This is a genomic window from Johnsonella ignava ATCC 51276, assembly GCF_000235445.1.
Taxonomy (GTDB): Bacteria; Bacillota; Clostridia; order Lachnospirales; family Lachnospiraceae; genus Johnsonella; species Johnsonella ignava.
Genome location: NZ_JH378834.1, coordinates 97,413 through 121,023, shown reverse-complemented (window position 1 = coordinate 121,023; position 23,611 = coordinate 97,413). Strand labels below are relative to the sequence as shown.

The window sequence follows — 23,611 nt, the reverse complement described above, 5'->3', positions numbered from 1 at the left end:
TTATCATAGTTATCTGCATTGCTAGCAATAACAAATTAGCTGAATAGCGAAGTAATCAAATTCTTAACTGTCATTTTATCTGCATATTGGCTAGAATTTATTAAGAGTTCTTCGATGGGTTTTTAATTGTTCCGTCGGAATATCCCATCTCTTTAAGCCTTTTGCACAGTCCATCAATATATGACGGCAATTCAGCAATCAGTACTATTTTTTTTGACATAATACTACCTCCTCTAAAATTATTAGTGCATTGCACTATATTTAATTTTAAATTTAGTAAGAATATTATGTAAAGTTAGAAAGGAGATATTTAAGATATATGAATAATTTTAATACAAACTCTACATTTAGAACCACTCCGCATAAACTGATTATCGCAGAAAAACCGAGTGTGGCAAAATCTATCGCATCGGCCCTGGGTGCTTTATCCAGGGCCGATGGCTTTTATGAGGGCAACGGCCTTCTCGTATCCTGGTGCGTGGGGCACTTGGTATCCCCGATGGATGCGGGCGGCTATGACGAGCGTTTCAAGAAATGGCGCTATGATGATCTCCCCATTCTGCCGGAGCCATTTCGCTATGTGCTGGCACCAGGCAAGGAGGATGCTTTTGAAAATCTCCGTGCCCTGATGAACCGCCCCGATGTGGATACCATTGTCAATGCCTGTGACGCCGGGCGTGAAGGGGAGCTGATCTTCCGTCTGATGTATGAAATGGCTGGTTGCCGCAAGCCGGTCCTCCGTCTTTGGATTTCCTCGATGGAGGACAGCGCCATCCGGGAGGGCTTTTCTGATCTGCGCCCCGGCGCCGATTATGAAACCCTGTATCAATCTGCACTCTGCCGCCAGAAAGCGGATTGGCTGGTGGGGATCAATGCCACCCGCCTTTTCTCCGTCCTCTATCACCGCACCCTGAATGTAGGCCGTGTGCAAACACCCACGCTGGCAATGCTGGCGGAGCGTGACGCAAAGATCACACTGTTCCACAAGGAAAAATATCATCTGCTGCGCCTGACACTGGATGGAGCCGAGGCGGTGTCGGAGAAGTTCACCGATCCGGCGGAGGCGGAACAGGCAGCGGCCATGTGCAAGGGTGCGGCCGTCACCTGTACCTCTGTCACGAAAGAGCAGAAAAAAGAACAGCCTCCGAAGCTCTATGACCTTACCACCTTGCAGCGTGAGGCAAACCGCCTGTTCGGATACACGGCGAAGCAGACCCTTGACTACACCCAGAGCCTCTATGAAAAGAAGCTGCTGACCTATCCCCGCACGGACAGCCGGTATCTGACCTCCGACATGGCAGAAACAGCCTCCTGCGTGATCCATCTGGCGGCAAAGCTGCCGCCCTTTGATAGCTGCAGTAACTTCTTCCCGCTGGTAGAGTCCATGATCTCCGACAAGGATGTATCCGACCACCACGCCATTATCCCCACAATGGAGATTGAAAAAGCGGATATCAAGGCTCTGCCCCTGGGCGAGCGCAATTTGTTCCTGTTGGTTTGCTGCAAGCTGCTGTGTGCATCAGCGGAGCCGTATGTGTATGAGACGGTCACGGCCACATTTGACTGCTGCGGCCATTCCTTCACCGCAAAGGGCAAGTGCGTCATCTCCGAAGGCTGGCGGGAAATCGACCGCATTTTCCGTGCCTTCTTGAAAGAAAAGCCTGCGGATGGGGACGGCGATACGCTCCCGGGCTTCACCGAAGGGCAGACTTTTGACGGCGCAGAGGTTGCTGTCACCGAGCATTTCACCCAGCCGCCGAAGCTCTACACAGAAGATACCCTCCTGTCCGCTATGGAGAACGCAGGCAAGGATGATATTCCCGATGAGGCGGAGCGGAAAGGGCTTGGCACGCCTGCGACTAGGGCGGCTATCATCGAAAAGCTGGTAGCAGCCGGATTTGTGGAGCGCAAGGGCAAGAGCCTGATCCCCACAAAAGCCGGTATCAACCTTGTCACAGTCCTGCCGGAGCCGCTGACCTCTCCCATGCTAACAGCGGAATGGGAACAGAAATTGACGGAGATTGCAAAAGGCAGCACTGACCCGGATACCTTCATGAACGGTATCCGCACGATGGTTCAAGAGATCGTGTCCACCTATTCCTGTATTTCCGAGGATGGCAAAAAGCTGTTTGCCCCGGAGAAGGAAGTGATCGGTACCTGCCCCCGCTGCGACCAGCCGGTCTATGAGGGCAAGAAGAACTTTGCGTGTTCGGATCGGTCCTGCGGTTTCGTGCTCTGGAAAAATGACCGCTTCTGGACGAGCCGCAAGAAAGAGCTGACAAAGAAGATGGCAGCGGACCTTCTGAAAAAGGGGCGTACTAATGTCAAGGGAATGTGGTCTGAAAAGAAACAGGCTGCTTATGACGCTGCGGTGATCCTGGATGACACGGGTGGCAAATACATCAACTTCAAACTGGAATTTCCGAAAAGAAAGGAAGGTGTCAATGGCAGAAAATAAGACTTTGGAACATTTACCCGAAGTGAGGGCGGCGGTGGCTGCCCTCTCCCCGGAGAACCGGGAGCTACTGGTGGCGGTGCAGACCTCGCCCTTCAAGCTGACAACACCAGAGCAGTTTAAGGAATTTGCGGCCAACATCGACTATTTCGTATTTGAGCCAAACATCCACGATCTGAATGATCTGGGCTGGCGGTATCTGGCGCAGCACATGGATACACCGTTACCCACGGAACTTCTGAAAGCGATTGACCCTGTTCCGTTTGGCAAATACGCCATGCAGGAGGAACAGGGCCATTTTACGGAACACGGATATATTTCTCTTTCCGGCGACGAGTGGGTGCATGAACGCCCTGCGGAGCCGGAGAAAAAGCCCTCCATCCGGGAACGGCTGGAACAGGGCAAGAAGGAATGTGCAGAGAAAAGCAAGGCGCAGCCCCATAAGGAAAAGTCTGCGCCGGAACTGTAAGGAGGTGCTGATATGCCATATTACGATCACGACAAGGATTATCCCTTTGCCGCCTTTATCACCAATCTTGGGAAGTACAATGAGGGCGAGCTTGTGGGCGAGTGGGTGAAGTTTCCCACCACCGCCAAGGAATTGAAGGAAGTGTTTAAGCAGATCGGGATCGGCCAGAAGGATGACTTCGGCCAGCCCTATGAGGAATGGTTCATCACGGACTATGACTGCTATGTGGACGGTCTTTACAGCAAGCTGGGTGAATATGAAAATCTGGACGAGCTGAATTATCTGGCATCGAAGCTGGATGAAATGAGCGAAAGCGAATACGCACAGTTTCAGGCCGGTATGGAAATGGGCGACCATTGCGGCAGCCTGCAGGAGATCATCAACCTCACCGAGAATCTGGATTGCTATGAGGTTTACCCCGATATCCATGACTATGACGATCTGGGCCGCTATTACATCGAAGAACTGGACGTTATGCAGGTGCCAGAGCATTTGCAGAATTACATCGACTATGAGGCCTACGGCCGGGACGTTGCGTTGGAGGAAAACGGCACCTTCACGGATCAGGGCTATGTGCGTGATACGGGTGACAGTTTCCATGAGTATTACGACGGTGAGCGCGGCAGTATCCCCGACGAGTACCGGGTGATGACTTTTCAGGACGATCTTCCCGAAGAAGAAAAATCTGAATGGGCTATGGATATCGCCTTTGACATGGACGAGTTTTTCCGTCAGAACGATCCGCAGTATGCGGCGGAGCACCCGGAGGAACAGGCTGCCAAGGAGGAAATCTACGAAAACCTGATGGCGGGGCGTATTTCCGCTCTGGATGAAAAGCTGGCGGCGCTGGGTCAGACTCAGGAGGACTATCTCCCTTCGGAGATTGAAAAATTCAAGGATGCCACGGGCTATGAGGAATTTTTGGACTTTGACCCCGTCGAGATCAAGGCAGCGTTGGAGAATCCGGACAAGTCCCGTATTGACGAAATGCTGGCTTTTGCAGAAAAGGCAGAACGGGAGTACATGGCGGAGGCGGCAGGCTATGTGCAGACGCCCGCCGACATTGCGGAGCAGGTGCAGACCGTTCCGAGAGATACTTTTTCCATCTACCAACTGAAACCGGGGGCCGCCACGCGGGATTGCCGCTTTGAGCCGCTGGACGCCATCCGCAACAACGGCCTTTCCGTGAAGCCGGAGAACTATGAACTGGTCTATACCGCCCCGCTGACAGAGCAGGACAGTTTGGAAAGCATCTATACTCGCTTTAATATCGACCACCCGGCAGACTTCAAGGGGCACTCCCTGTCTGTGTCCGATATTGTGGTGTGCATCACGACGGGAAGGACACCGCCCACTATTGCGACCGCTTCGGCTTTTCTCAGGTGCCGGAATTTTTGCAGCCGGAACGGGCGGCGGAGGTCACGATCCCCACGCCGGACCAGATGGCGACACAGGAGCGGATCAGCACGCCCAGAGGCAGCTTTTGTGTGGCCAATATGACGCGGGAGCAGATGGAAGCGGCAGGATATGGAGTTCACCATCAGTCTGACGATGGAAAATACCTTATCATGGGCAACGGTACACGGGCGTTCGCCGTCCTCGCACAGCAGCCGGAGCAGGACAATCCCCTCCGCACGGCGGAAATGACGCTGGAGGATGACTATGGCATGATCGACGGGGTTATCAACAACGGCAGACGCGGCGAGGAACTGGAAAAGGCACAGGAGCACGCGGAGCGGACGAAGCCGGAGAAGCCTTCCATCCGGGAACGGCTGGAGGATGCCAGACGGGAGTGCGCCGGGCATAAGCCCCCGGAGGGCAAGAAGCCTGGCCGTGATGTGCCGGAGCAGGACTGCCTATGAGCCGAAGCAAGAAATGGCGGCTGGAATGGGCGTTCTTCCTGGGCGAGAACGGCAGACGGCAGTATAACCACATCTGCCGTAAGTGCTCCCGCGGCTGCAAGCAGAGTTTCCGGGCGTGTCCGGTCGCTTGTCCGCATTACAGTTCCAAACGATCTAAAATCTGTGAAGATAAGGGTGGAAAAACCGCAGAATAATTCCCTGTATCCGTATTTTCAAAGGGAGCCTTTATGATTTCTCATGTGCCAGTCTGCTTGCTGGCACATGAAGAAAAAGGCTTGATTTCAAACACTTTCTGTCACGCAAAACGGGAGTACAGCTTTTCGGTTCGTCCGATCGGCTGTACTCCCGCTTTTTTTATTTGTTTTCGTCATTATCAGGTTTTTCCGTTTCCGCTACACTTTCTATCATGTCAACGACTACGGCATTAAGCTGTGCGGCGTTCTGCGATGTAATGACTGGTCGCCCGGTATCCTTTTCAATATCCTGTCGAACCTGACCGGCATAGCTGCCGCCACGACGGGCAATCTTCTGACTTTCAGAAAATCCTTCCGGCTGATGTGCTTTTGACAGTTCTGTGGTTGTTGCCTCTGCAAGCATATTCAGAACAATTTCCATTGTACTCATATTATCACGGAGGTTTTCTTTTTTCAGACCTTTCAGCTTCTTATATTGCCGAGTAGTCATGCCGGACCAGGCTTTCGTGATCTCATCTGTGAGAATAGCATACTCTTTGCCTTGCTGTACGCCGCGCTCCTGCCATTCATCGGTAAGTTCATTACGGACACGGATAGAAAGAAGTCGCTGATGAATCCAGTCTGTATCATATCCCTTTTTCTGATAGGTCTCTAATGCACGGTCGATTGCCTGTTCCGGGTCAATCGTTTCTTCGATGCGTTCACGGCCGACCTGAGCAAGCCAGAGTTTGAATGGTTCAGCCTTAGGTGATGGGATAGACTGAATAATGCGTAAAATCTGTTCAGCCGTTGCCGCCAGCACTTTACGCTTTTTGCCTGTTGCGCCCATCATTGCTACCTGGGGACAATTTGTCCCCAGGTAGCTTGCAAGCTGTTCATCACGCTTACGCATTTTTTTGAGATAGTCTGTTGGATTAGAGCTATCTGTCAGGACGGCGATAACATCCACAACAGAGAAATACCATTCTTCCTGTTCTTCGTCCCATGCGGTGCGTATTTTTCTATCTTCAAAAAGCTGGATGGAATTACTTTCGTCCATGCGCTTCAACCTCCTTAGAGTATGTATTCTAATTTTAACATGAAAGGGTTTCTATTTCTATAAGAGAAGCAAATTTCGCCGTAGTAGGCGTTGTAGGAATGTGCGTAAACTGTCAGAATTGCGAGGCTGTGGGAAAGCTGTTTGCAGACCTGTGGGAAAAGGCTTGTCTTTTTCCGTCAGGTTGTGAATGGCTTTTCCATCGGCACGAGCGGCAGTTTTCCATATTTCCATGACGCAAGAAAATCAACCAACGATCAGCCGGTACACCGTCAGCGGTACATACCACACTGCTACGATCAGCCGCCATGCCAGAACGAAACCGCCGATCACGCCGCCGATAATGAAGTTCAACGCGAACAGGGCGATCCCTCCACCCAGGGAGCCGCTGCCCGGCACGATCCAGAGGCACATCCGATGGAGTCCAAACGGCAACCCGCAGAGTATCCAGAGCCATACATAGTCAAGCTCTCCGTTCTTCACGCAGGCGGATTTGAAGATACAATACAGGATCAGTGCCACGGTCACGGGCAGTACGCTTTTGAAGAAAAATGCTTTGATTGCTTCGCTTCTTGTCATCGGTAAAACCTCCTTCCGCAGTTCCATTATACAGGATGCCGGGAGCTGCGCCCAGCGTCTTTCAGAGAAAATTATTCAAGTTCGTGCCGTCGCTGTTGTTTCTGTTCCTTTGGAACGGTCAGCAGCGCATCCACATTTTGCTTGAAGGTCTCGTATTCCTTGGCTTCGGTTCTTGCGGTTTTGTACTCCGCAAGAAGGCGTTCCTTTTCTGCGCTGAGATTGGCGAGCTCCGTTTTCATGCTTTCCGTTGTCGGCAGCGGCACAGCCCCCAGCCGTTTCAATTCTCTGGTGGTCGCTTCAAAAAGGATAATCTCGCTCTCATGCCCCCGCAGGAACTTTTCTTTATCATTCGATTTACGGTATCTGTCATAAAGAGGCTTTAGCTGACGGTAAGTTCCGGCGTGCTTCATCACAAGGGTAAGTTCGCCACTTCTGCTTTCTATCCGCTTGATCTCTGCATGAGAGGTCTCTCTCCGTGCGGATAATGCGGTCAGTTTGCTTTCCAGTTCTCCATAGTTGCTTATCCCGTGCTCGGTCAGGAAATTCATGGTCTTGGCGGCTTGTTTCAGATTGTTCAGCTTCGCCCAATGGGTGAAGCCTGCGCTCTGCTGTGCCTTGATGTTATTCTGGATATCAATGAGCAGGCTGATCTTTCCGTCCTGCCGTTTCGGTTGGTGGGAAGGTCTGGATCGTCCGGCAATCCGGGCGGCAAGGGCTTCTTCGGTGTAGTCCACACCCAGGGTTTTCAGACGGGTGAATCGTTCCTGATCCGGCGCTCTGGCGGAGATATATTTGCCCCGCTTGATCTCATAGCCTTCTCTCTGCAGGCGACGAAGCAGTTCTTCTAAATCGGAACAGGCTGGCAGGAGTCGGTCGATTGCCGCTTTCAGCTTTGCCTTATAGCTGGTGCCGTTCTGCGTAGCCTGATGTTCAATATAGCTCTTGCCCTTGTCCTGTCCTGGGATGATGACAGACAGACCGTGTTCCTTGCAAAGCCGGTCGGAGGTACGGCGGATATCGTGATAGCTTCGCTTGTTGGAATGATAGTGCTTATGATCCGCAAAGCTGACCGCATTGAAAATCAGATGGTTATGAACATGATCCTTGTCTATATGGGTGGTAAGCACAAATTCATATTTGCCACCCAGGATTTCTTTTGCAAGTTCCATGCCGATCTCATGGGCCTGCTCCGGCGTGACCTCCCCAGGCTGAAAGGCTTGGATCAGGTGGCGGCCCAGGTTCGTTCCCTTGTCGATGGCATGGCGGCGAGTCCAGGAGAATTCGATATCTGCGGTTTCGGAGGCGCAGCCATAGGAGGATACCAGGAGCTTCCCATCTGTTTTCTCCGGGTTGCAGATATAGTCAATGGCCGCTTTCAGCGTTGACTTGATAGGATGCGTCTTTGTAACTGCCATATCTCCTCCAGCCTTTCCCGTATCTCGTCCATGTCGGCCTGATACGCAGGTCCTCCGGCATTGATCCGCTTTGCGATCTGGTTGATGTTCCTGCCGATGGCCGATAGTTCTTTGGTGAACGCCTTGATATCTGCGGTGCCCGTATAGATGATATATCCGTCAATCGCCATCTTTCGGAGGTAGGCGCCATATCTGCATGTCGGTAACTGGCTCATTTTTTCGTCTATGAGCCGTTTTTCATCCACCGTGACATAGAGTTTCATCTGAATATTCCGCTTTCGATTTGCCATGCGTCGCCTCCGTTTTGCATAAGGGTTTGGGATATCCCAACAAGCAGGAAAATTCGCAAGTGGGTACTCACTTGCTGTGCTTGCTACCGTATCTTATCCCTACTTATAAAGCGTTACGGAAGTCTGGAATTACCCACAAAATAAAAGAAAACAGAGGATGTTCAGACACCCTCAGTTTCTTCATTAGGCTGTTCAATTTTTAATGCCCCGTCAATGGCACCCTCCACGATTGGTAGATACTGCTCCGGGCAAAGTTTCAGCTTGTGGCTGACCCGTTTCCGATCTTCGCTTTCCTCCCGCATGACTTCTGGATTGAAGTAGTGTTCCACGGGCAGGCCGCAAATCTTGATAAGCTGTATCACGACGGGCAGACTGGGGATCGTTCCCTCATTCTCGATATTGGCAAGATACCGAGATTCGATGTTTACCTTTTCCGCCAAGTCTTTTCGCGTGAGATGCTTTGCTTTCCGCGCTTCCTTTACGTCCGCGCCAAAAGTTTCAAAACCGGGACAATCTTCGATTTTTGCCATATTGCATCACCCGCTTACATTCTATATTTCATAGGTTGCCCATGGAATGCTGCTATATGCGTCTGGATTAAACTTTATAATTCATATTTTCCACCTTGTATTGTAAAGTGGGCTATCCTATAATGAGGAGAAAAACCTTTTTTGAAAAATTTGTCTGCCGTAACATTTTGCGGACATTTGCCTGTTATACTATCTGCAAAAAGCAAAGGATGTGAGGATATGAAGCAGATTTTAATTGTCGAGGATGACAGTTTTTTGAATAAGATGTTGGCTTATAACCTGACCGCAGATGGCTATGGCGTGACATCTGCCCTAAACGCCAGAACCGCAGCTGATGCCATCCGCCAACGGGAGTTTGATTTAGTTCTGCTGGACGTCAACCTGCCGGACGGCAACGGTTTTGAACTGTGCAGGCTAATAAAGCCCCAGCACCCGGACACCATCGTGATTTTCCTGACCGCCAACGATCAGGAGAGCGACCAGATACGGGGTTATGAGGTGGGCGCGGTGGACTACATCACAAAGCCCTTTGTGATCAGAGCCTTGCAGCGAAAAATCAAAGCCATGTTCGCCATGCTGGAACACCACATACCGGCTAAAGACATTTACGACGATGGACAGCTATTTCTGGACTTTTCAGAGCAGACGGCTTCCTTAAATGGAAAGCCTCTGACTCTATCCCCGATGGAGTACAAAATGCTGAACCTGTTTCGCAGAAATCCTCGGCAAGTGCTGACCCGTGGACAGCTTTTGGAAAAGCTGTGGGATATAGACGAGAAGTATGTGGACGAACACACGCTGACAACCTCCATTAGCCGGATTCGCAGCAAGATTGAATCCGACGGAGGCGCCCCCTACATCAAGACTGTTTACGGCATGGGTTATCAATGGACGGGAGGCGAGGCAAAATGAAGTTTCAAAACCTCTCGGTAAAGCGGCTGTTTGGCTGGGTGGCAATAGGACTTGTCCTCTCCATGTCCGGGATCACCATAGCCCTGTTTTTTGTGACAAAACAGACGGCGGTGCTGCTGACGGGCGGGGCGTTGCTGCTGTGCGCCCTTGTGGGGATTTTTGTACTGACGCAGGCGTTTGGAAAGCGGCTGTCGCAGTTTACCGCTGACCTGTGCCAGACCTTAGACCACATGATCGCCGGAAATGAAGTGCCCCAGCGCCGGTCGGACAGCGAAACCCAGCTTGCCAGAATTGGACACCGGCTGGCAAGGCTTTACCAGATCATGCAGGAGAACCGCCGCCGGGTGGACGAGGAACGGCAGGAGTTACAGACCCTTGTATCGGATATTTCCCATCAGGTGAAAACGCCGGTAAGCAATCTGAAAATGGCGACGGACACGCTGCTGGAAAAGCCTATGACGGAGGCGGAGCGTACCGACTTTATCCGTGGAATCCGCAGCCAGACGGATAAGCTGGACTTTCTCTTTCAGGCCCTTGTGAAAACCTCCCGGCTGGAAACGGGCGTGATCCAGTTGGATAAGAAACCGGGCCGCCTCTTTGATACCGTGGCGCAGGCCATGAGCGGAATTGTGTATGCAGCAGAGAAAAAAGAAATCGCCGTGGCTGTGGACTGCCCGGAGGATTTGACCTTTTCCCATGACAGCAAGTGGACATCCGAAGCCCTCTTTAACCTGCTGGACAATGCGGTGAAGTACACCCCGGTAGGCGGGAGAATCACGGTATCGGTGGTGCTGTGGGAAATGTATGCGGAGATCAAAGTAGCCGATACCGGCAAGGGCATTTCCGAAAGCAATCAGGCCGCCATCTTCCGGCGCTTCTATCGGGAGGAAGAAGTACACGATGAGCCAGGCGTGGGCATTGGTCTGTATCTGGCCCGCGAGATCGTAACGCGGCAGGGCGGCTATATCAAAGTGGTTTCGGAGCCGGGGAAAGGTTCAAAATTTTCTATCATGCTTCCTGTAAAATAGAACGCGGCGGACGGCCATTTCCGGCTGCCCGCCGTAAATTTTTTTGAAATGTCCGAGCGTTGTAACATTTCACCCCGATTTTCAATGAAATTTTTTGGCCGCTGTAACATTTCGCGGACATTTGGGTTTTACAATACCCTTATCAACAAACAGAAAGCCTTGAAAGGAGTTTTGAATATGAACATTTTACAGACTATCGACCTGAAAAAGTATTACGGCACAGAGCCGAACATCACCCGCGCCCTTGATGGCGTGAACTTCTACGTGGAGGACGGCGAGTTTGTGACCGTTGTGGGAACCTCTGGAAGTGGCAAGTCCACCCTGCTTAACATGATGGGCGGGCTGGATACCCCCACCAGCGGAACTGTGATCGTCCGGGGCGAAGAACTGGCAAAGAAGAACGACGAACAGCTTACGATCTTCCGCCGCCGCAACATCGGTTTTATCTTTCAAAATTATAACCTTGTTCCTATTCTGAATGTATATGAGAACATTGTTCTGCCGGTCGCTCTGGATGGAGACATGGTAGACAAAAAGTTTCTATACGAGATCGTTCACCTGCTGGGGCTGGAAGATAAACTGAAAAATATGCCGAACAATCTTTCCGGCGGCCAGCAGCAGCGTGTGGCTATTGCCCGTGCTCTGATTACCAAACCGGCTATCGTGCTGGCCGACGAGCCGACCGGCAACCTTGACAGCAAGACCAGCGCCGAGGTGCTGGGATTGATTAAGCGCACCAGTGCCGAGTTTCGGCAAACCGTAGTCATAATTACCCACAACAACGACATTGCCCGTCTTGCAGATCGGATTGTCCGCATTGAGGACGGCAGGATCGTGGAGTAAGGAGGTGGCAAGTTATGACATGGCCTTTTGAAAATGATACCAGTTTTATCGAGAAAAAGATTGCGAGCAGGAGTTTTCGCCGCGACAGAATGCGTAACCTCTTCGTTGTGACGGCGATTATCCTAACAACTGTTCTATTTACAGGGCTGTTTACACTTGGAGCAGGCATTACAGCGAGTACACAGCGGGCAAATTATATTTTGTCCGGCGGAGATGGACATGCCAGAATTATTGATATGAATGATTCCGAGTATGCTACGATTAGCAGTCATCCTTTGATACGGGAAATAGCATACTGCCGTAAGCTGGCCGATAGCGTGGATAACGGACAACTCTCAAAGAGAGAAACACTTTTCTGGTATTATGACGATGTTGGCATGAAGTACCAGTTTATTGAGCCAACCGTCGGACATAAACCCGTAGCAGAAAATGAAGTCATTGCAGATACCACAACATTGGAACTGCTTGGCGTGCCGGAAAAAGTCGGAGCAGAACTATCTCTGGAGTTGACGATCCACGGTCAAAAAGTAACGCGAAATTTTATTCTCTCTGGTTGGTGGAACAGTTATCCCGGCGTACAATATGGGACGATTGTTACCTCCCGCGCCTATATGGATGCACATGAGGATGAGTTGGTGAGTACTTTCTCGCAGGATCATAACGATACTGGCACAATCACCGGCATTATAAAGTTTGAAAACACAAAAAATGTGGAGAGAGATTTAGCAACGGTAATCGCAGACAGCGGTTATTCTTCCGATACGGAAGCCCCAAACTATATCAATGCAGGTGTGAACCCTCTGTATTTGTCGTTAGAAAAGTCAACCGGAACCGGTACAATTCTCGCACTGATCTGTATCTTGGCAGCATTTTTGCTTACAGGATACCTCATTATTTATAATATTTTTCAAATTTCTGTCCTGCGCGATCTGCATTTTTACGGACTGCTGAAAACCATCGGGACGACAGATCGGCAGATCCGTTCTATCCTAAGTAGGCAGGCATGGATACTTTCTTTGATCGGTATTCCGATTGGATTGGGAGGGGGCTTCTTTATCGGTAAAGCACTCTTACCCCTGCTGATTGAGCAAACGAGTTTTTCCGCAGCTTATGCAACTGTATCCCCTAACCCACTTATTTTTGTAGCCGCGGCACTATTTGCATTGCTTACAGTAAAGATCAGTATCCGAAAACCTGTAAAAATGGCAGCGAAAGTTTCTCCCATTGAGGCTCTTAGATATACAGATTCTGATACAGCTATGAAAGGTAAGAGAAAGAAAAGGATCCGCTCCGGCAATCTCCAGAAAAGAATGGCATGGGAAAATCTGGGCCGAGATAAAAAGCGGACAATTCTGGTAATCCTCAGCCTTTCTCTGAGCATCATTCTTACCAACACCGTTTTCAATTTCTCTAATAGCGTTGACCCGGAAAATGCAATTCAGAATATGATCAATTTTGATTTTTGCATTGGTCAAAGCAGCCTATTAGACTACTATCGGGTAAGTGAAGAAAGTGCATTGAGCCAGAGCTTTATTCAAGCTGTCGAGCAGCAGGATGGATTTGACTATGGTGGCTGCGAATATGGATGCAAGTCGAGCTATAAAAGTGAAACAACGAAGCAAGCATATAACCAGCAGGAGGACGGTTCCTTCTCCACATACCTTTACGGGCTTGACCCGCTCCTGCTTTCACGTGTGCAAGTGGTGGATGGAGAACTGAACATGGAAAAACTTGCATCCGGTAATTATATTTTAGAGGGTGCCTATGTTGGTACCCGGGGGGATTTAGATAAAAGCAGTCTAAATCATTCCGTTGGGGATCAAGTCCAAGTATCCTGCAATGGAATTGTTCGAGATTTTACGGTATTGGCTCACGTTGTGGCAAATGAAGCAAATACCTATGATTGGGTAGGCTCTTGTTTCTTCCTTCCAAGTGAAGTTTATGAGGATTTTACCTGCAACAATTATGTCATGAGTTACAGCTTTGATGTTTCGCAAGGTAAAGGACCCGAAATGGATGCGTTTTTGGATGAGTACACAAAGAATGTGGAACCCACCATGACTTACAAATCCAAGAGTACGATCATGGCTGGCGTAACAGACATTCAAAATATGATCGTGTCTATAGGCGGTACAATGGCATTTATAATTGGGCTTATCGGCATACTGAACTTTGCCAACACCATGTTGACCAGTATTTTTACTCGCCGCAGAGAGTTTGCTACGCTCCAAAGCGTGGGAATGACAGGCAGACAACTGCTGAAGATGCTTCGTCAGGAAGGCTGCGCCTATGTGCTTTTGGCAACCGTTGTTTCTGTCCCGCTGTCCTTGATTGGCGCCCTTCAAGTTATTCGGCCAATCTGTAAGCAGATTTGGTTTTTGAATTTCAAACTGGAGGTCTGGCCTATGCTGGTGATGCCCGTCCTGCTTCTTCTGTTCGGTTTGGCAATTCCATATATTGCATACCGATTGATAAGCCGTCAAAGTGTAACGGAGCGATTAAAGGTCGGTGAATGATCCAATGCGGCAGAAAACCAGAAAAAAACACCGCAAGGGAAAACGGATAGTTCTTTCTCTCCTTGTCCTCATCCTAACAATAAGCGCAGTCCGATTTGCGGTGAATCAGACTGCTTTCCAGGATTTTTTGCACTTTAATACAGACGTTGCCAGCATGGAGCATGGCTGGAACCTGATCCTTGTTAATTGGGAGTATAAGATACCGAAAGACTGGAAAGTAGAGCTTACGGAGCTGTCAAACGGCCAGAGTGTGGATTCCCGCATTTATCCGGATTTACAGCAGATGTTTGACGATATGCGTGCCCAAGAAGTATATCCGGTCGTTGCCTCCGGTTACCGCACCGCTAAAAAGCAGCGGGAACTGATGGATGATAAGGTGGACAGTTTTCTCGCACAGGGCTATTCCAGATCAGAGGCAAAATCGGAAGCAAAGAAATGGGTGGCTGATGTCGGTTATAGCGAACATCAAACAGGTTTGGCCGTTGACATCAATGCAGACGGTGTGAATTCTTCGGGACAGCAAGTGTATGCGTGGTTGGCTGATAACGCATGGAAATATGGTTTTATTTTGCGATACCCGGAGGATAAAACAGAAATTACCAAGACGGATTATGAACCGTGGCATTACAGATATGTTGGCGCAGAATCTGCTGCAAAGATTTATGAGAGTGGCCTTTGCTTGGAAGAATATATCGGTATGATGAACTGAGTAATGATGGCGGGGAAAGCGCAATACGCCCCGCTATCGTTTTCGCAAAACATATTGAAATGTCCGAGCCTTGTAACAATTCAGGAGGTTTTTCTGTCGAAAGTAACGTTACCTCGGATATTTGTGTAATATTTGAATTTTATAATAATCCTCAGAAAGAAGAATAGTTTGTTATCAACCTGCCGGACGACGGCAAAAGAAAAAAAACCGTCGTACAGCAGACACATTTTCACGCGCTTATGAAGCGGCGGCTTTGAGAAATTCAGAGCCGCCGTTTCTTTGCTCTTGCACAAACTAATGACGACTTGCAGGGACACGGTAGCCGATAGGAGGTTAATTTGCCGTGTCCTTTTCTCTTTTCCGCAGTGTCCATGATCTGCACCAGTCAAAAAAAGCATAACCCCTCCGACGGAGCCGTCCGGCCTCGAATATGAACTATATCATGTAGGCAATCATCTTTATAAAACATTTCTGCGCCCAGCAGGTCCGTTGCGACTTGCTGGGCGCTTTTTGCTGTTTTCCGAGGATAAGCCCACCTCGAAAAAATTTTTTAAGGAATTTTCAAAAAGGAGGCTTTTAGCGGGTAGCGAGCGGCTTTGCGTTCGCCTTGTTAGCGGAAAGGGAGAAACCCACCTCATTCCCCAAGGAAAGGGGGTGAAAAGATGGATATGATCCCCCGCAATGACTATGGCGAGCGGTGCCAGTTCGATGCTTACTGCAAGCTGGTACTGTACCATGAGGCAATCGACTACCTCCGGGAAATGCAGAGGCGCCGTGACAGGGAACTGTCATTCAGCGACCTTCCGCAAATGGAGATGGACAAGCTCTGCGTTGTAGATCATTACCCCAGTGACAGATTTACATTCTCGTCCCACGGGTATGACCTACATATCGAAAACGAGCTTGTGGCTGATGCCTTCGCCGGCTTGTCTGTTCAGGAGCAGAGTATTTTGATCCTGCATTTTGTTCTGGACTTGCCGGATCAGGAGGTTGGCCGCCTTGTTGGAATGTCTCGCAGCGCCGTTCAGCGGCGAAGGGCAAAATCATTGACCGAGCTGCGGATCAAGTTGGCCGCACTCATGCCGAAGGGAGGTTGAAGGTATGAAGAACCCCACTTACAAGGGCAAGGAGCTTCTTCCTCTTTCGGTGATTGATGCCGCCCGTGACGGGGACTCTCAGGCTGTGGATCGGGTACTCCGATATTATGAGGGCTATATCAATAAGCTCTGCACCCGGACACTTTACAATCCTGACGGCCAGTCCCATGTTCGGGTGGACGAGTACATGAAGCGCCGATTGGAGATCAAGCTCATTCATTCCATTGTCAGCATGAGCTGACAAGCCCGGTCTGAAAGCGAAAACAGCTTACCCTTTCCCTGTTTCCTCTCTTTCGTGGCCGGAGGCAGCACCTTGACAAAGAAAGCCCGTTGGGAGGCCAGCGCCGCAGTATAAGGCAAACGGATACATTCCTGTTTGTGCCGAGCCATACGGTCGGTGCGCCATGACCTCGTTTCAAGTCCGCAGGACGGGACCACTGTAACGGGCGAGCGAACAGCACCAGACCGCAAAGCAAGCGTGGCTGCTTGCGGGCGATGACACACGGGCAGGGTCAAAGATACTCGCGCATTGAACGCCCACAAAGCATTGTGCGCCGCACCCATCAGCATGGGCCGGGGTTAGACTCCCGTGGAGCTGTGCCAGCAGCCGTCCGTAAGCCTACTTTTCTTTTTTGAAAGTTTATGGATAGATCATAAACTTTTCAATTAGCAGCAGACAAACACGGAACAGCACGGTAAAATAATGGTGGAAGTTATATTACCCACACATATTCGTGCTGTTCCTTTTCATAACTGAAAGGGGGTTCTCATGTCTCAAACATGGAACGGCACGAAGAAAGAAACCCCTGAAAGAAGGACGTATACGGTTGACGATATTGCTCAAATTCTGGGCATCGGAAGAACTTCCGCATATATCCTTGTAAAAGAAGGGCACTTCAAAATCGTGCGAATTGGTAACGCCATACGCATTTCCAAGCGGTCATTTGACGAGTGGCTTGACTCCCTCGACCTTTGATCCAAGAAAGGAAGAACGATATGGCATCTATTATCAAGCGAAAGAAAAACTATTCCGTTATTTACAACTATGTGGACGAAAACGGAGAAACCAAACAGAAATGGGAAACCTGGCATACCCACAAGGAGGCCTTGAAGCGTAAGGCGGAAATCGAAAATCAGCAGCACACGGGAACTTTTCTCCCGCCAAGCAATCAGACGATCACCGAGTTCCTTTATGACTTTGTATCTCTTTACGGAGAAAAGAAATGGGGCGTGTCTATGTATGACAGCCAAACGGCACTGATTGCGAACTATATCAATCCGATCATCGGTGATATGGAGGTACAGGCGGTTACTCCCCGTGCGGTTGACGGTTATATCCAAACCTTGCAGAAAACCAAGTCGGTGTCTACCAAGACCCGAAAGGCCGTCACCACCCATGTCAGCGACAAGACCATCGAAAAGATCATCAAGCTCCTGCGGTGTGCGTTTAAGCAGGCGGTACGATGGGAAATCATTGCAAGAAATCCCTTTGACAATGTGATCCTCCCTAAAACGGAGTATGCGAAACGGGATATCTGGACAGCAGATATGATTCGTCTTGCTCTGGACAAATGCACGGACAGCAAGCTCTATGTGGCAATGAACCTTTCCTTTGCCTGCTCTCTGCGTATGGGTGAAATCCTGGGGCTGACCTGGGAGAACGTCCATATTTCCGATGAAGATATTGCGGCGGATAATGCCTATGTCTACATCGACAAGGAGCTGACACGGGCTTCCAAACGGGCGATTGAAACGCTGGGCGAGAAGGATATCTATTACATCTTCACTCCGCTCATGCCGAACACCAGCACAAGAATTATTTTGAAAAAGCCGAAAACCGACTCCAGTATCCGTAAGGTGTGGCTGCCGAAAACGCTTGCCTATATTCTGCGAGAATGGAAAAAGTCCCAGGACGAGCTGAAAGGCTTCCTGGGCGAAGAGTATCAGGACTTCGATCTGGTCGTGGCACTTCCCAACGGTCGCCCCTGCGAGGATCGGATCATCCTCAAAGAGTTTGCAAAGCTCCGTGAGGACGCAGGGCTGCCAAAGGTGGTCTTTCATTCTCTCCGTCATTCCAGTACCACCTACAAGCTGAAACTGAACCACGGCGATCTGAAAGCCACCCAGGGCGATACGGGCCATGCCGAGATCGACATGATAACCAGTATCTATGCTCACATTCTGGACGAGGATAGAAAGGTCAACGCTCAGAAATTCGAGACAGCCTTCTATGCCAAGCCTGATCTTCGCAATGTCCGTCCGCCGGAGGAACCGGTAAAATCGGAGCCTGCAACCCTGGACCTTGAAAGCCTTGTGGAACAGCTTCAGAAGTCGCCGGAGCTGGCAAGTGCGCTCGCAGCCCTGATAGCAGCGCAAGCCCCGGCAAAGTGATCCGAAAAATCGAATTAGCAAAACACAGAATTTTCTTAGCAAATTTCTGAAAAGCGTTCGAGTCAAATTAGCAAATATACATCATGCGGCGTATAAAAATCTCCCGGTAACGGAAGTGAAATTACCGGGAGAAGGAGAAACAAAAAAACGCTGCAAACCCCGAAAAAAGGCTTGCAGCGGTGCTTTCTGGCGTCCCAGAGAGGATTTGAACCTCCGACCCCACGCTTAGGAGGCGTGTGCTCTATCCAGCTGAGCTACTGAGACATTTTTAAGATTTATGCAATTTTTACTGCTCGAAGGAATCGAACAATCTGCCGCTTAGGAGGCGGTCGCTCTATCCTGCTGAGCTACGCGGACATTATCAGTTTTCGGCATAAATCGGATATTTTACGAATTTATAGCCTAAACCTTAAGTAAGACAATATAACAGTTTTTGTAAATATAAAAATCAGCCGGTTTAATATATATTATACCTTAATATGCTGTAAAACTGTCTGAATTATATGCCGGTGGCATTATAACATGTATATTGGATTTTTTCCAGTATTTTTTGACTTTAAAAGGAATCTTTTTCAAATTCAACCCTGCCCTGCATCCATACCACTCCTTTAAACCTTCTGCCTACAACAGGCTCACCTTCCAAATCACATTTATTTATACCTACATGGAACGGTATGCCGTTACATTCAAGAACCAGATCATATATTATTTCATTAGTATAATAATTTTTATGAGTTTCAATTTTTAGTATATATCCTAATGCCGAATAAACTTCACACTCTATTCCGCAAGGTATAAAATAGCTTTCAACGATAGTATAAATATCTTCTTTATTCATTCTGAGTACAGCACAGCTGTACATATTCAGTTCCTCAGACAGGGAACCGAAACCTGAAAAATCTCTGGTATTTTCCGGATCAGGTTCATTATAATTATATTCCGTATTTTCAAAATTTCTAAATGAGTCGTCAAATTTTTTTTGTTGTATTTTAATATCATTATTTGATTGAAGCCCCTTGTCGGCAAGCGGAAGTATAATCCTGCCGCAGGATGACCACGCTGAAAGATATACTGCTTTGGCTGCGACCGATTTCCTTTTTAAAAATCTGTCAAGGTACTCAAATGTATTGTTTATCCTGAATATTAGAGATATATCTCTTTTTGAATCATCGATTACTCCTGAGTAGGTATCATAGTCTATCCGCCTTTTGATAAAACATGGCAGATTTAAACTCATATCTTCAGAATTAATATATGGAAAATAATGCTCTCTTACATAGGTTCCGTTTTCTTTATTAATAGTTCCCATCATGCATATTCCCATAGTAGGAGTAACGCCAGCTTTTATTTCCCATCGCATTTCATCTTTATTAAAACTGACCGCTCTCATCTTATCCATATTATCATGTTCAAGTTTTTCGAGCAGATTTTTGACTTCATTTCTCCCCCTGTAATTAGGGAAACCTGCACATCTCAGATACATATGCATAATATTTATCCATCCTTCAAATTTCATTAATAGTAATATAGTTCTTATAGCTTTCTATGTATTTATTATAGCAAAAGGCTGCAAACTGTTTATCATATATTGTTAATAAGGTAAAATGAATTTTATAAGTATTTTAAATCAGCCCTTTATTTTGCCGCTAATGCTTTCAACCTCAAGTTTAAAAACTCTTGTACGAGGTATGGCGGCAGGATTGAACTTAAAGCCGTCTTTATGAAAATGGTTCACAAGCAGACAGAGTGCTTCATATTTTTCTTCTTCAAAAACCTCGTTTATTTTTCCGTATCCTATTACGCTTTTATAACTCATGCTGCAATAACCTCGCTGAATATCCGATATAAGTTTGTGTTCACAGTCCATCTCAAAAGCTGCACGGTTGTCGGCTGCAATAATCTCATATTTTTTTCCTTCAGTTGCACCATGAAAATATAAGATTATTTTACCGTCATTCAGTTTCATACCGAAATTAACAGGTAATATATATGGATATTCTTTGTCATTAAGTGCTATCCTGCATACATCACATTCTTTAATAATAGCCATTATATCATCTATATTTTTTACTTCTCTGTCGCTGCGTCTCATAACAATCTCCTTAATTTTAATTATTATATATTTCTGAAGTGATTTGTAAATAGTAAAATAGCTTCAGACCATAAAAATCATTCAAATAATACACTGTAAATAATTTTTTAATTATATTATACAGTATTACAGTATATGTAACTACTAAAATAACAATAAATTATATATATAATTATTATCAAATAAAGATATCTTTAGCGGGGTGAAAAATAGCATATTTTATAATAATTAATTCTATGTTTATAGACAAGTAGATAGATATTATGTATAATAAGGTAGTCCTGTAATCTTTTATTGTTAAAGATTATATAAGAAAATGGTTACAGTTTGACTGCTGTATGCCTCAAATGTTAAGGAGAAATCAAAACTGTACAAAGCAATGATACGGCTTTTACATATTTCTATCATTTTTAGAAGAGTGCCGTTTCTAAAAGATTATTTTTAAGATTTCATAGGAGGAACACATATGATTGAATTAAGTTATAGTAAAAGAGATGTTGTCGTTCCGTTGTGTAAAGACAGCAAGGATGTTCTTGTACGTTCTTCAATGGAAGGTTCAATGGGCAGGGTATGGGTAGCTAAACTTAATGATCCTAAATTTTGTTTAATAAAATTGGGAAATTATGCTTTTTTACTTGGACTTACTCCTAGGGGAGCAAGGATGATGGATCTTCGTGCAACTCTTATAAAGGAATGTAATCACGCTTATATAACTCCTTCAAATGATTTATGGGATATATGGCTTGAAGAAAATCTTGACTGTAATTATCGCAAATTAAGCAGATATGCAATTAAAAGAGATGAACAGCATTTTAATAAGAAGGTTTTAAAGGAATATGTAAAAAATATACCCGCAGGCATGAAAATAGAAAGAATAGATAAAAATAGCTATAATGATGCATTAAAAGAAGCATGGAGCAATGATTTTGTCTCAAATTTTGAAAATGAAAATAAATTTCTTGAATACGGCATGGGTTATGTTATATATAAAGGTGATGAGCTTGTTGCAGGTTGTTCAGCCTATGGCTTTTCAGAAGGAATGATGGAAGTAACCGTTGCAACTAAAAAGGAATACAGGAGACAGGGACTTGCACTGGCAGCGGCTGCAAGATTTATACTTGACTGTATTGATAAGGGGATATATCCTAACTGGGATGCAGCTAATCTTCAGTCTGTCGAGCTTGCAAAAAAGTTGGGGTATGTGTTTGATAAGGAATATAAGGTATTTCAGATAGATAACAGGAGTTTATACGGTGAATTATAGGGACGGCAGGCATAAGCAAAATGAAAAAACGAATCCGGTAAAAAAAATAAATGACGATAATAATAAAACCGGAGATAATGACAGAAACAAAGTTGTAATACCTGAAGATGCTCTGATTAGAGCTGCATTTAAAATATTGCCTATGGCATATGCACCTTATTCTCATTTTCATGTGGGTGCGGCATTGCTTGGAAAAAGCGGAAATATTTATACAGGCATAAATATTGAAAATGCATCATATACTCCTACAAATTGTGCGGAAAGGACGGCATTTTTTAAGGCTGTTTCACATGGAGAGAAAGAATTTAAGGCAATAGCTGTATGTGGTGGCAGGGACGGTATTGTTGACAGTTATGTTTTTCCATGTGGAGTATGCAGGCAGGTAATGCGTGAATTTTGCAGACCGGAGGATTTTATAATTTATATTGCTAAAAGCCCGAAAGATTATAGAGAGTATAAGCTTAAAGAACTTCTTCCTTACGGTTTCGGACCGGAAGACTTAAAGTGATTATTTAAATTTAAGGAAACAATGATTTAATCATTGTTTCCTTAATGTAATTATGCAGTATAACTATGAATGAATATACAATAAATCACATGGGTATAGAGCAAAGTATCAGAGGTTTTAATAGATGACTTAATTTAGAATTTTTTGATAATACAAAGTTATACAGTTTTTGTATTTAAAGATTAATATATAAATTTAAAATATAAAAGACAAACAATATAAAAAAGAGCAGTATATAGTGTATGTTCTTTTTTGGGTACACAATATAAATGTATATAAAAGATATTGACAAAAACCTTATTTTGCTGTTATATTAGCAGCTCCGGTGTTCACATGCCCTTACAATATAGTGTGTGTTGGAACATATTAGTTTATATGTTAATATACAGAGATAATGGAGGTGTAAATTAGCATAGAACCTGTAAAAATATAGTTGCCGGATTATTTTACAATAGAGTAAACATAAAACTATGGCAGTATATGTTTTGAACAGGTTAATATATAAATGAGCTTATGTGAAATTAATTTATAATAGGATTTCATAGAAGCTCAGTGAAAAATTAACTTCAGTAAAATTAAAATCTAATAGGAGGGATGAATGAGAAAGAAGTTATTAAAAAAATCAGCTGTATGTGTTTTAGCATCTGTATGTATGCTCTCACAGAGTTTTGGAGCAGATGCCAGTTCACTGTCAGGCTGGAAAGAAGTAAATGGTGCGTGGAAGCACTATAATGAGTCGGGTCAGCCAAGTTCAGGCTGGGTATTAAGCAATAATCTGTGGTATTATATAGATAAGGCTACAGGTGTTATGAAACAGGGCTGGTTAGATGCGCCTGACGGCTTTAAATACTTCCTTGACACTGCACAGGGAAGTACGGCAGGAAAGATGCTTACAGGCTGGCAGTGGATTGAAGGATATTGCTATTACTTCGATAAAGTAAGCGGAAAGCTTATTACAAATGCAAAACCTGAGGGCTATAAAGTAAATGAAAAAGGTCAGTGGGTTGATGAGGAAGATAAACCGCATTTTGAAAAGGATAAAGGACTTAGCTCAGTGGCCGGTAAAATCTCAGGGGAGAAATCTAAAGTAGTTATGGGCGGCGGTTCTTCCGGAGGAGCATCCGGCGGTGGAGGATCTTCAAGAGGAGGCGGTTCTTCAAGGGGCGGCAGTTCTTCGGGAGGCGGTTCTTCAACCTCAGACGGAAAGGGAGCTTCAACTCCTGATGAAAACAAACCGTCAAATCCGGAGCAAAACAAACCGTCAAATCCGGAGCAAAACAAACCGTCAAATCCGGAGCAGAACAAACCGTTAAACCCGGAGCAAAACAAACCGTCAAATCCGGAGCAGAACAAACCGTTAAACCCGGAGACAAAACAAACCGTTAAATCCGGAGCAGAACAAACCGTTAAACCCGGAGCAA

Annotated in this window: 20 protein-coding genes, 1 tRNA gene and 3 pseudogenes; 16 read left to right on the top strand and 8 right to left on the bottom strand. The window is 46.6% G+C overall.

Features of this window, described 5'->3' with window-relative positions; translation table 11 throughout:
- The first annotated feature begins 319 nt into the window (after positions 1–319).
- The 4 genes and pseudogenes from HMPREF9333_RS08735 to HMPREF9333_RS13650 form a co-directional block, all read left to right on the top strand.
- Complete coding sequence (locus HMPREF9333_RS08735) at positions 320–2,458, top strand: type IA DNA topoisomerase (protein WP_005541460.1); 2,139 nt, start codon at positions 320–322, stop codon at positions 2,456–2,458.
- Positions 2,445–2,924, top strand: a complete 480-nt coding sequence (locus HMPREF9333_RS08730; protein WP_005541459.1) for a hypothetical protein — start codon at positions 2,445–2,447, stop codon at positions 2,922–2,924. Before HMPREF9333_RS08735 ends, HMPREF9333_RS08730 begins: the two co-directional genes overlap by 14 nt.
- Before the next feature lie 12 nt (positions 2,925–2,936).
- Positions 2,937–3,491 (top strand): annotated as a pseudogene (locus HMPREF9333_RS13655) (antirestriction protein ArdA); the annotation flags it as partial.
- Positions 3,492–3,971: 480 nt separating this feature from the next.
- Positions 3,972–4,786: pseudogene (locus tag HMPREF9333_RS13650) on the top strand (YodL domain-containing protein); the annotation flags it as partial.
- Between the two features lie 354 nt (positions 4,787–5,140).
- Here HMPREF9333_RS13650 and HMPREF9333_RS08715 read toward each other — a convergent pair.
- The 5 genes from HMPREF9333_RS08715 to HMPREF9333_RS08695 all read right to left on the bottom strand — a co-directional run bounded on the left by HMPREF9333_RS08715 (position 5,141) and on the right by HMPREF9333_RS08695 (position 8,830).
- Positions 5,141–6,019 carry a BRO-N domain-containing protein gene (locus HMPREF9333_RS08715; RefSeq protein ID WP_005541456.1) on the bottom strand — a complete coding sequence of 293 codons (879 nt, stop codon included), beginning with the start codon at positions 6,017–6,019 and terminating at the stop codon, positions 5,141–5,143.
- A gap of 243 nt (positions 6,020–6,262) precedes the next feature.
- Positions 6,263–6,595 (bottom strand): DUF6050 family protein, encoded by a 333-nt coding sequence (locus HMPREF9333_RS08710; protein WP_040882716.1) that lies wholly within the window; start codon positions 6,593–6,595, stop codon positions 6,263–6,265.
- Positions 6,596–6,666: 71 nt separating this feature from the next.
- Positions 6,667–8,010, bottom strand: a complete 1,344-nt coding sequence (locus HMPREF9333_RS08705; protein ID WP_005541455.1) for a relaxase/mobilization nuclease domain-containing protein — start codon at positions 8,008–8,010, stop codon at positions 6,667–6,669.
- Positions 7,971–8,300, bottom strand: coding sequence for a MobC family plasmid mobilization relaxosome protein (locus HMPREF9333_RS08700; RefSeq protein ID WP_005541454.1), 330 nt, complete (start codon positions 8,298–8,300; stop codon positions 7,971–7,973). The genes HMPREF9333_RS08705 and HMPREF9333_RS08700 overlap by 40 nt, the downstream gene beginning before the upstream one ends.
- Before the next feature lie 161 nt (positions 8,301–8,461).
- Positions 8,462–8,830: a helix-turn-helix transcriptional regulator gene (locus HMPREF9333_RS08695; RefSeq protein ID WP_005541453.1), complete on the bottom strand. Its 369-nt coding sequence runs from the start codon at positions 8,828–8,830 to the stop codon at positions 8,462–8,464.
- Between the two features lie 219 nt (positions 8,831–9,049).
- On the opposite strand from HMPREF9333_RS08695, the gene HMPREF9333_RS08690 reads away from it, so the two are divergent.
- From HMPREF9333_RS08690 to HMPREF9333_RS08635, 9 genes are all read left to right on the top strand, one after another.
- Positions 9,050–9,742 (top strand): response regulator transcription factor, encoded by a 693-nt coding sequence (locus HMPREF9333_RS08690; RefSeq protein WP_005541452.1) that lies wholly within the window; start codon positions 9,050–9,052, stop codon positions 9,740–9,742.
- On the top strand, positions 9,739–10,770 hold the full coding sequence (locus HMPREF9333_RS08685; protein ID WP_005541451.1) for a sensor histidine kinase: 1,032 nt from the start codon (positions 9,739–9,741) through the stop codon (positions 10,768–10,770). Before HMPREF9333_RS08690 ends, HMPREF9333_RS08685 begins: the two co-directional genes overlap by 4 nt.
- Positions 10,771–10,947: 177 nt before the next feature.
- Positions 10,948–11,613: an ABC transporter ATP-binding protein gene (locus tag HMPREF9333_RS08680; RefSeq protein ID WP_005541450.1), complete on the top strand. Its 666-nt coding sequence runs from the start codon at positions 10,948–10,950 to the stop codon at positions 11,611–11,613.
- A gap of 14 nt (positions 11,614–11,627) precedes the next feature.
- Positions 11,628–14,129, top strand: a complete 2,502-nt coding sequence (locus HMPREF9333_RS08675; RefSeq protein ID WP_005541448.1) for an ABC transporter permease — start codon at positions 11,628–11,630, stop codon at positions 14,127–14,129.
- Positions 14,122–14,838, top strand: a complete 717-nt coding sequence (locus HMPREF9333_RS08670) for a M15 family metallopeptidase (protein ID WP_330370758.1) — start codon at positions 14,122–14,124, stop codon at positions 14,836–14,838. The genes HMPREF9333_RS08675 and HMPREF9333_RS08670 overlap by 8 nt, the downstream gene beginning before the upstream one ends.
- 662 nt (positions 14,839–15,500) lie before the next feature.
- Positions 15,501–15,935, top strand: a complete 435-nt coding sequence (locus HMPREF9333_RS08655) for a sigma-70 family RNA polymerase sigma factor (protein ID WP_005541445.1) — start codon at positions 15,501–15,503, stop codon at positions 15,933–15,935.
- A gap of 4 nt (positions 15,936–15,939) precedes the next feature.
- Entirely contained in the window at positions 15,940–16,176 is a 237-nt protein-coding gene (locus tag HMPREF9333_RS08650; RefSeq protein WP_040882711.1) for a helix-turn-helix domain-containing protein, read from the top strand.
- A gap of 528 nt (positions 16,177–16,704) precedes the next feature.
- Positions 16,705–16,911 carry a helix-turn-helix domain-containing protein gene (locus tag HMPREF9333_RS08640; protein ID WP_005541444.1) on the top strand — a complete coding sequence of 69 codons (207 nt, stop codon included), beginning with the start codon at positions 16,705–16,707 and terminating at the stop codon, positions 16,909–16,911.
- Between the two features lie 20 nt (positions 16,912–16,931).
- A complete protein-coding gene (locus tag HMPREF9333_RS08635) occupies positions 16,932–18,326 on the top strand; it encodes a site-specific integrase (RefSeq protein ID WP_005541443.1) in 1,395 nt (464 codons plus the stop codon).
- A 187-nt stretch (positions 18,327–18,513) separates the two neighbouring features.
- Here HMPREF9333_RS08635 and HMPREF9333_RS08630 read toward each other — a convergent pair.
- The 3 genes from HMPREF9333_RS08630 to HMPREF9333_RS08615 all read right to left on the bottom strand — a co-directional run bounded on the left by HMPREF9333_RS08630 (position 18,514) and on the right by HMPREF9333_RS08615 (position 20,418).
- Positions 18,514–18,590 (bottom strand) — tRNA-Arg (locus HMPREF9333_RS08630).
- Positions 18,591–18,882: 292 nt separating this feature from the next.
- Complete coding sequence (locus HMPREF9333_RS08620; RefSeq protein ID WP_040882737.1) at positions 18,883–19,815, bottom strand: DUF3881 family protein; 933 nt, start codon at positions 19,813–19,815, stop codon at positions 18,883–18,885.
- A 138-nt stretch (positions 19,816–19,953) separates the two neighbouring features.
- Positions 19,954–20,418, bottom strand: a complete 465-nt coding sequence (locus HMPREF9333_RS08615) for a pyridoxamine 5'-phosphate oxidase family protein (RefSeq protein ID WP_005541441.1) — start codon at positions 20,416–20,418, stop codon at positions 19,954–19,956.
- Positions 20,419–20,884: 466 nt separating this feature from the next.
- On the opposite strand from HMPREF9333_RS08615, the gene HMPREF9333_RS08610 reads away from it, so the two are divergent.
- The 3 genes and pseudogenes from HMPREF9333_RS08610 to HMPREF9333_RS13080 form a co-directional block, all read left to right on the top strand.
- On the top strand, positions 20,885–21,682 hold the full coding sequence (locus tag HMPREF9333_RS08610) for a GNAT family N-acetyltransferase (RefSeq protein WP_005541440.1): 798 nt from the start codon (positions 20,885–20,887) through the stop codon (positions 21,680–21,682).
- The gene (locus HMPREF9333_RS08605) at positions 21,672–22,190 is read left to right on the top strand and encodes a cytidine deaminase (RefSeq protein ID WP_005541439.1); all 519 of its coding nucleotides are present in this window, start codon (positions 21,672–21,674) and stop codon (positions 22,188–22,190) included. Before HMPREF9333_RS08610 ends, HMPREF9333_RS08605 begins: the two co-directional genes overlap by 11 nt.
- A 598-nt stretch (positions 22,191–22,788) precedes the next feature.
- Positions 22,789–23,611: pseudogene (locus HMPREF9333_RS13080) on the top strand (hypothetical protein); the annotation flags it as partial.

Coding starts and splice junctions, on each gene's coding strand:
- HMPREF9333_RS08735 (WP_005541460.1), top strand. CDS start 320: ATGAATAATTTTAATACAAACTCTACATTTAGAACCACTCCGCATAAA.
- HMPREF9333_RS08730 (WP_005541459.1), top strand. CDS start 2,445: ATGGCAGAAAATAAGACTTTGGAACATTTACCCGAAGTGAGGGCGGCG.
- HMPREF9333_RS08715 (WP_005541456.1), bottom strand. CDS start 6,019: ATGGACGAAAGTAATTCCATCCAGCTTTTTGAAGATAGAAAAATACGC.
- HMPREF9333_RS08710 (WP_040882716.1), bottom strand. CDS start 6,595: ATGACAAGAAGCGAAGCAATCAAAGCATTTTTCTTCAAAAGCGTACTG.
- HMPREF9333_RS08705 (WP_005541455.1), bottom strand. CDS start 8,010: ATGGCAGTTACAAAGACGCATCCTATCAAGTCAACGCTGAAAGCGGCC.
- HMPREF9333_RS08700 (WP_005541454.1), bottom strand. CDS start 8,300: ATGGCAAATCGAAAGCGGAATATTCAGATGAAACTCTATGTCACGGTG.
- HMPREF9333_RS08695 (WP_005541453.1), bottom strand. CDS start 8,830: ATGGCAAAAATCGAAGATTGTCCCGGTTTTGAAACTTTTGGCGCGGAC.
- HMPREF9333_RS08690 (WP_005541452.1), top strand. CDS start 9,050: ATGAAGCAGATTTTAATTGTCGAGGATGACAGTTTTTTGAATAAGATG.
- HMPREF9333_RS08685 (WP_005541451.1), top strand. CDS start 9,739: ATGAAGTTTCAAAACCTCTCGGTAAAGCGGCTGTTTGGCTGGGTGGCA.
- HMPREF9333_RS08680 (WP_005541450.1), top strand. CDS start 10,948: ATGAACATTTTACAGACTATCGACCTGAAAAAGTATTACGGCACAGAG.
- HMPREF9333_RS08675 (WP_005541448.1), top strand. CDS start 11,628: ATGACATGGCCTTTTGAAAATGATACCAGTTTTATCGAGAAAAAGATT.
- HMPREF9333_RS08655 (WP_005541445.1), top strand. CDS start 15,501: ATGGATATGATCCCCCGCAATGACTATGGCGAGCGGTGCCAGTTCGAT.
- HMPREF9333_RS08650 (WP_040882711.1), top strand. CDS start 15,940: ATGAAGAACCCCACTTACAAGGGCAAGGAGCTTCTTCCTCTTTCGGTG.
- HMPREF9333_RS08640 (WP_005541444.1), top strand. CDS start 16,705: ATGTCTCAAACATGGAACGGCACGAAGAAAGAAACCCCTGAAAGAAGG.
- HMPREF9333_RS08635 (WP_005541443.1), top strand. CDS start 16,932: ATGGCATCTATTATCAAGCGAAAGAAAAACTATTCCGTTATTTACAAC.
- HMPREF9333_RS08620 (WP_040882737.1), bottom strand. CDS start 19,815: ATGCATATGTATCTGAGATGTGCAGGTTTCCCTAATTACAGGGGGAGA.
- HMPREF9333_RS08615 (WP_005541441.1), bottom strand. CDS start 20,418: ATGAGACGCAGCGACAGAGAAGTAAAAAATATAGATGATATAATGGCT.
- HMPREF9333_RS08610 (WP_005541440.1), top strand. CDS start 20,885: ATGATTGAATTAAGTTATAGTAAAAGAGATGTTGTCGTTCCGTTGTGT.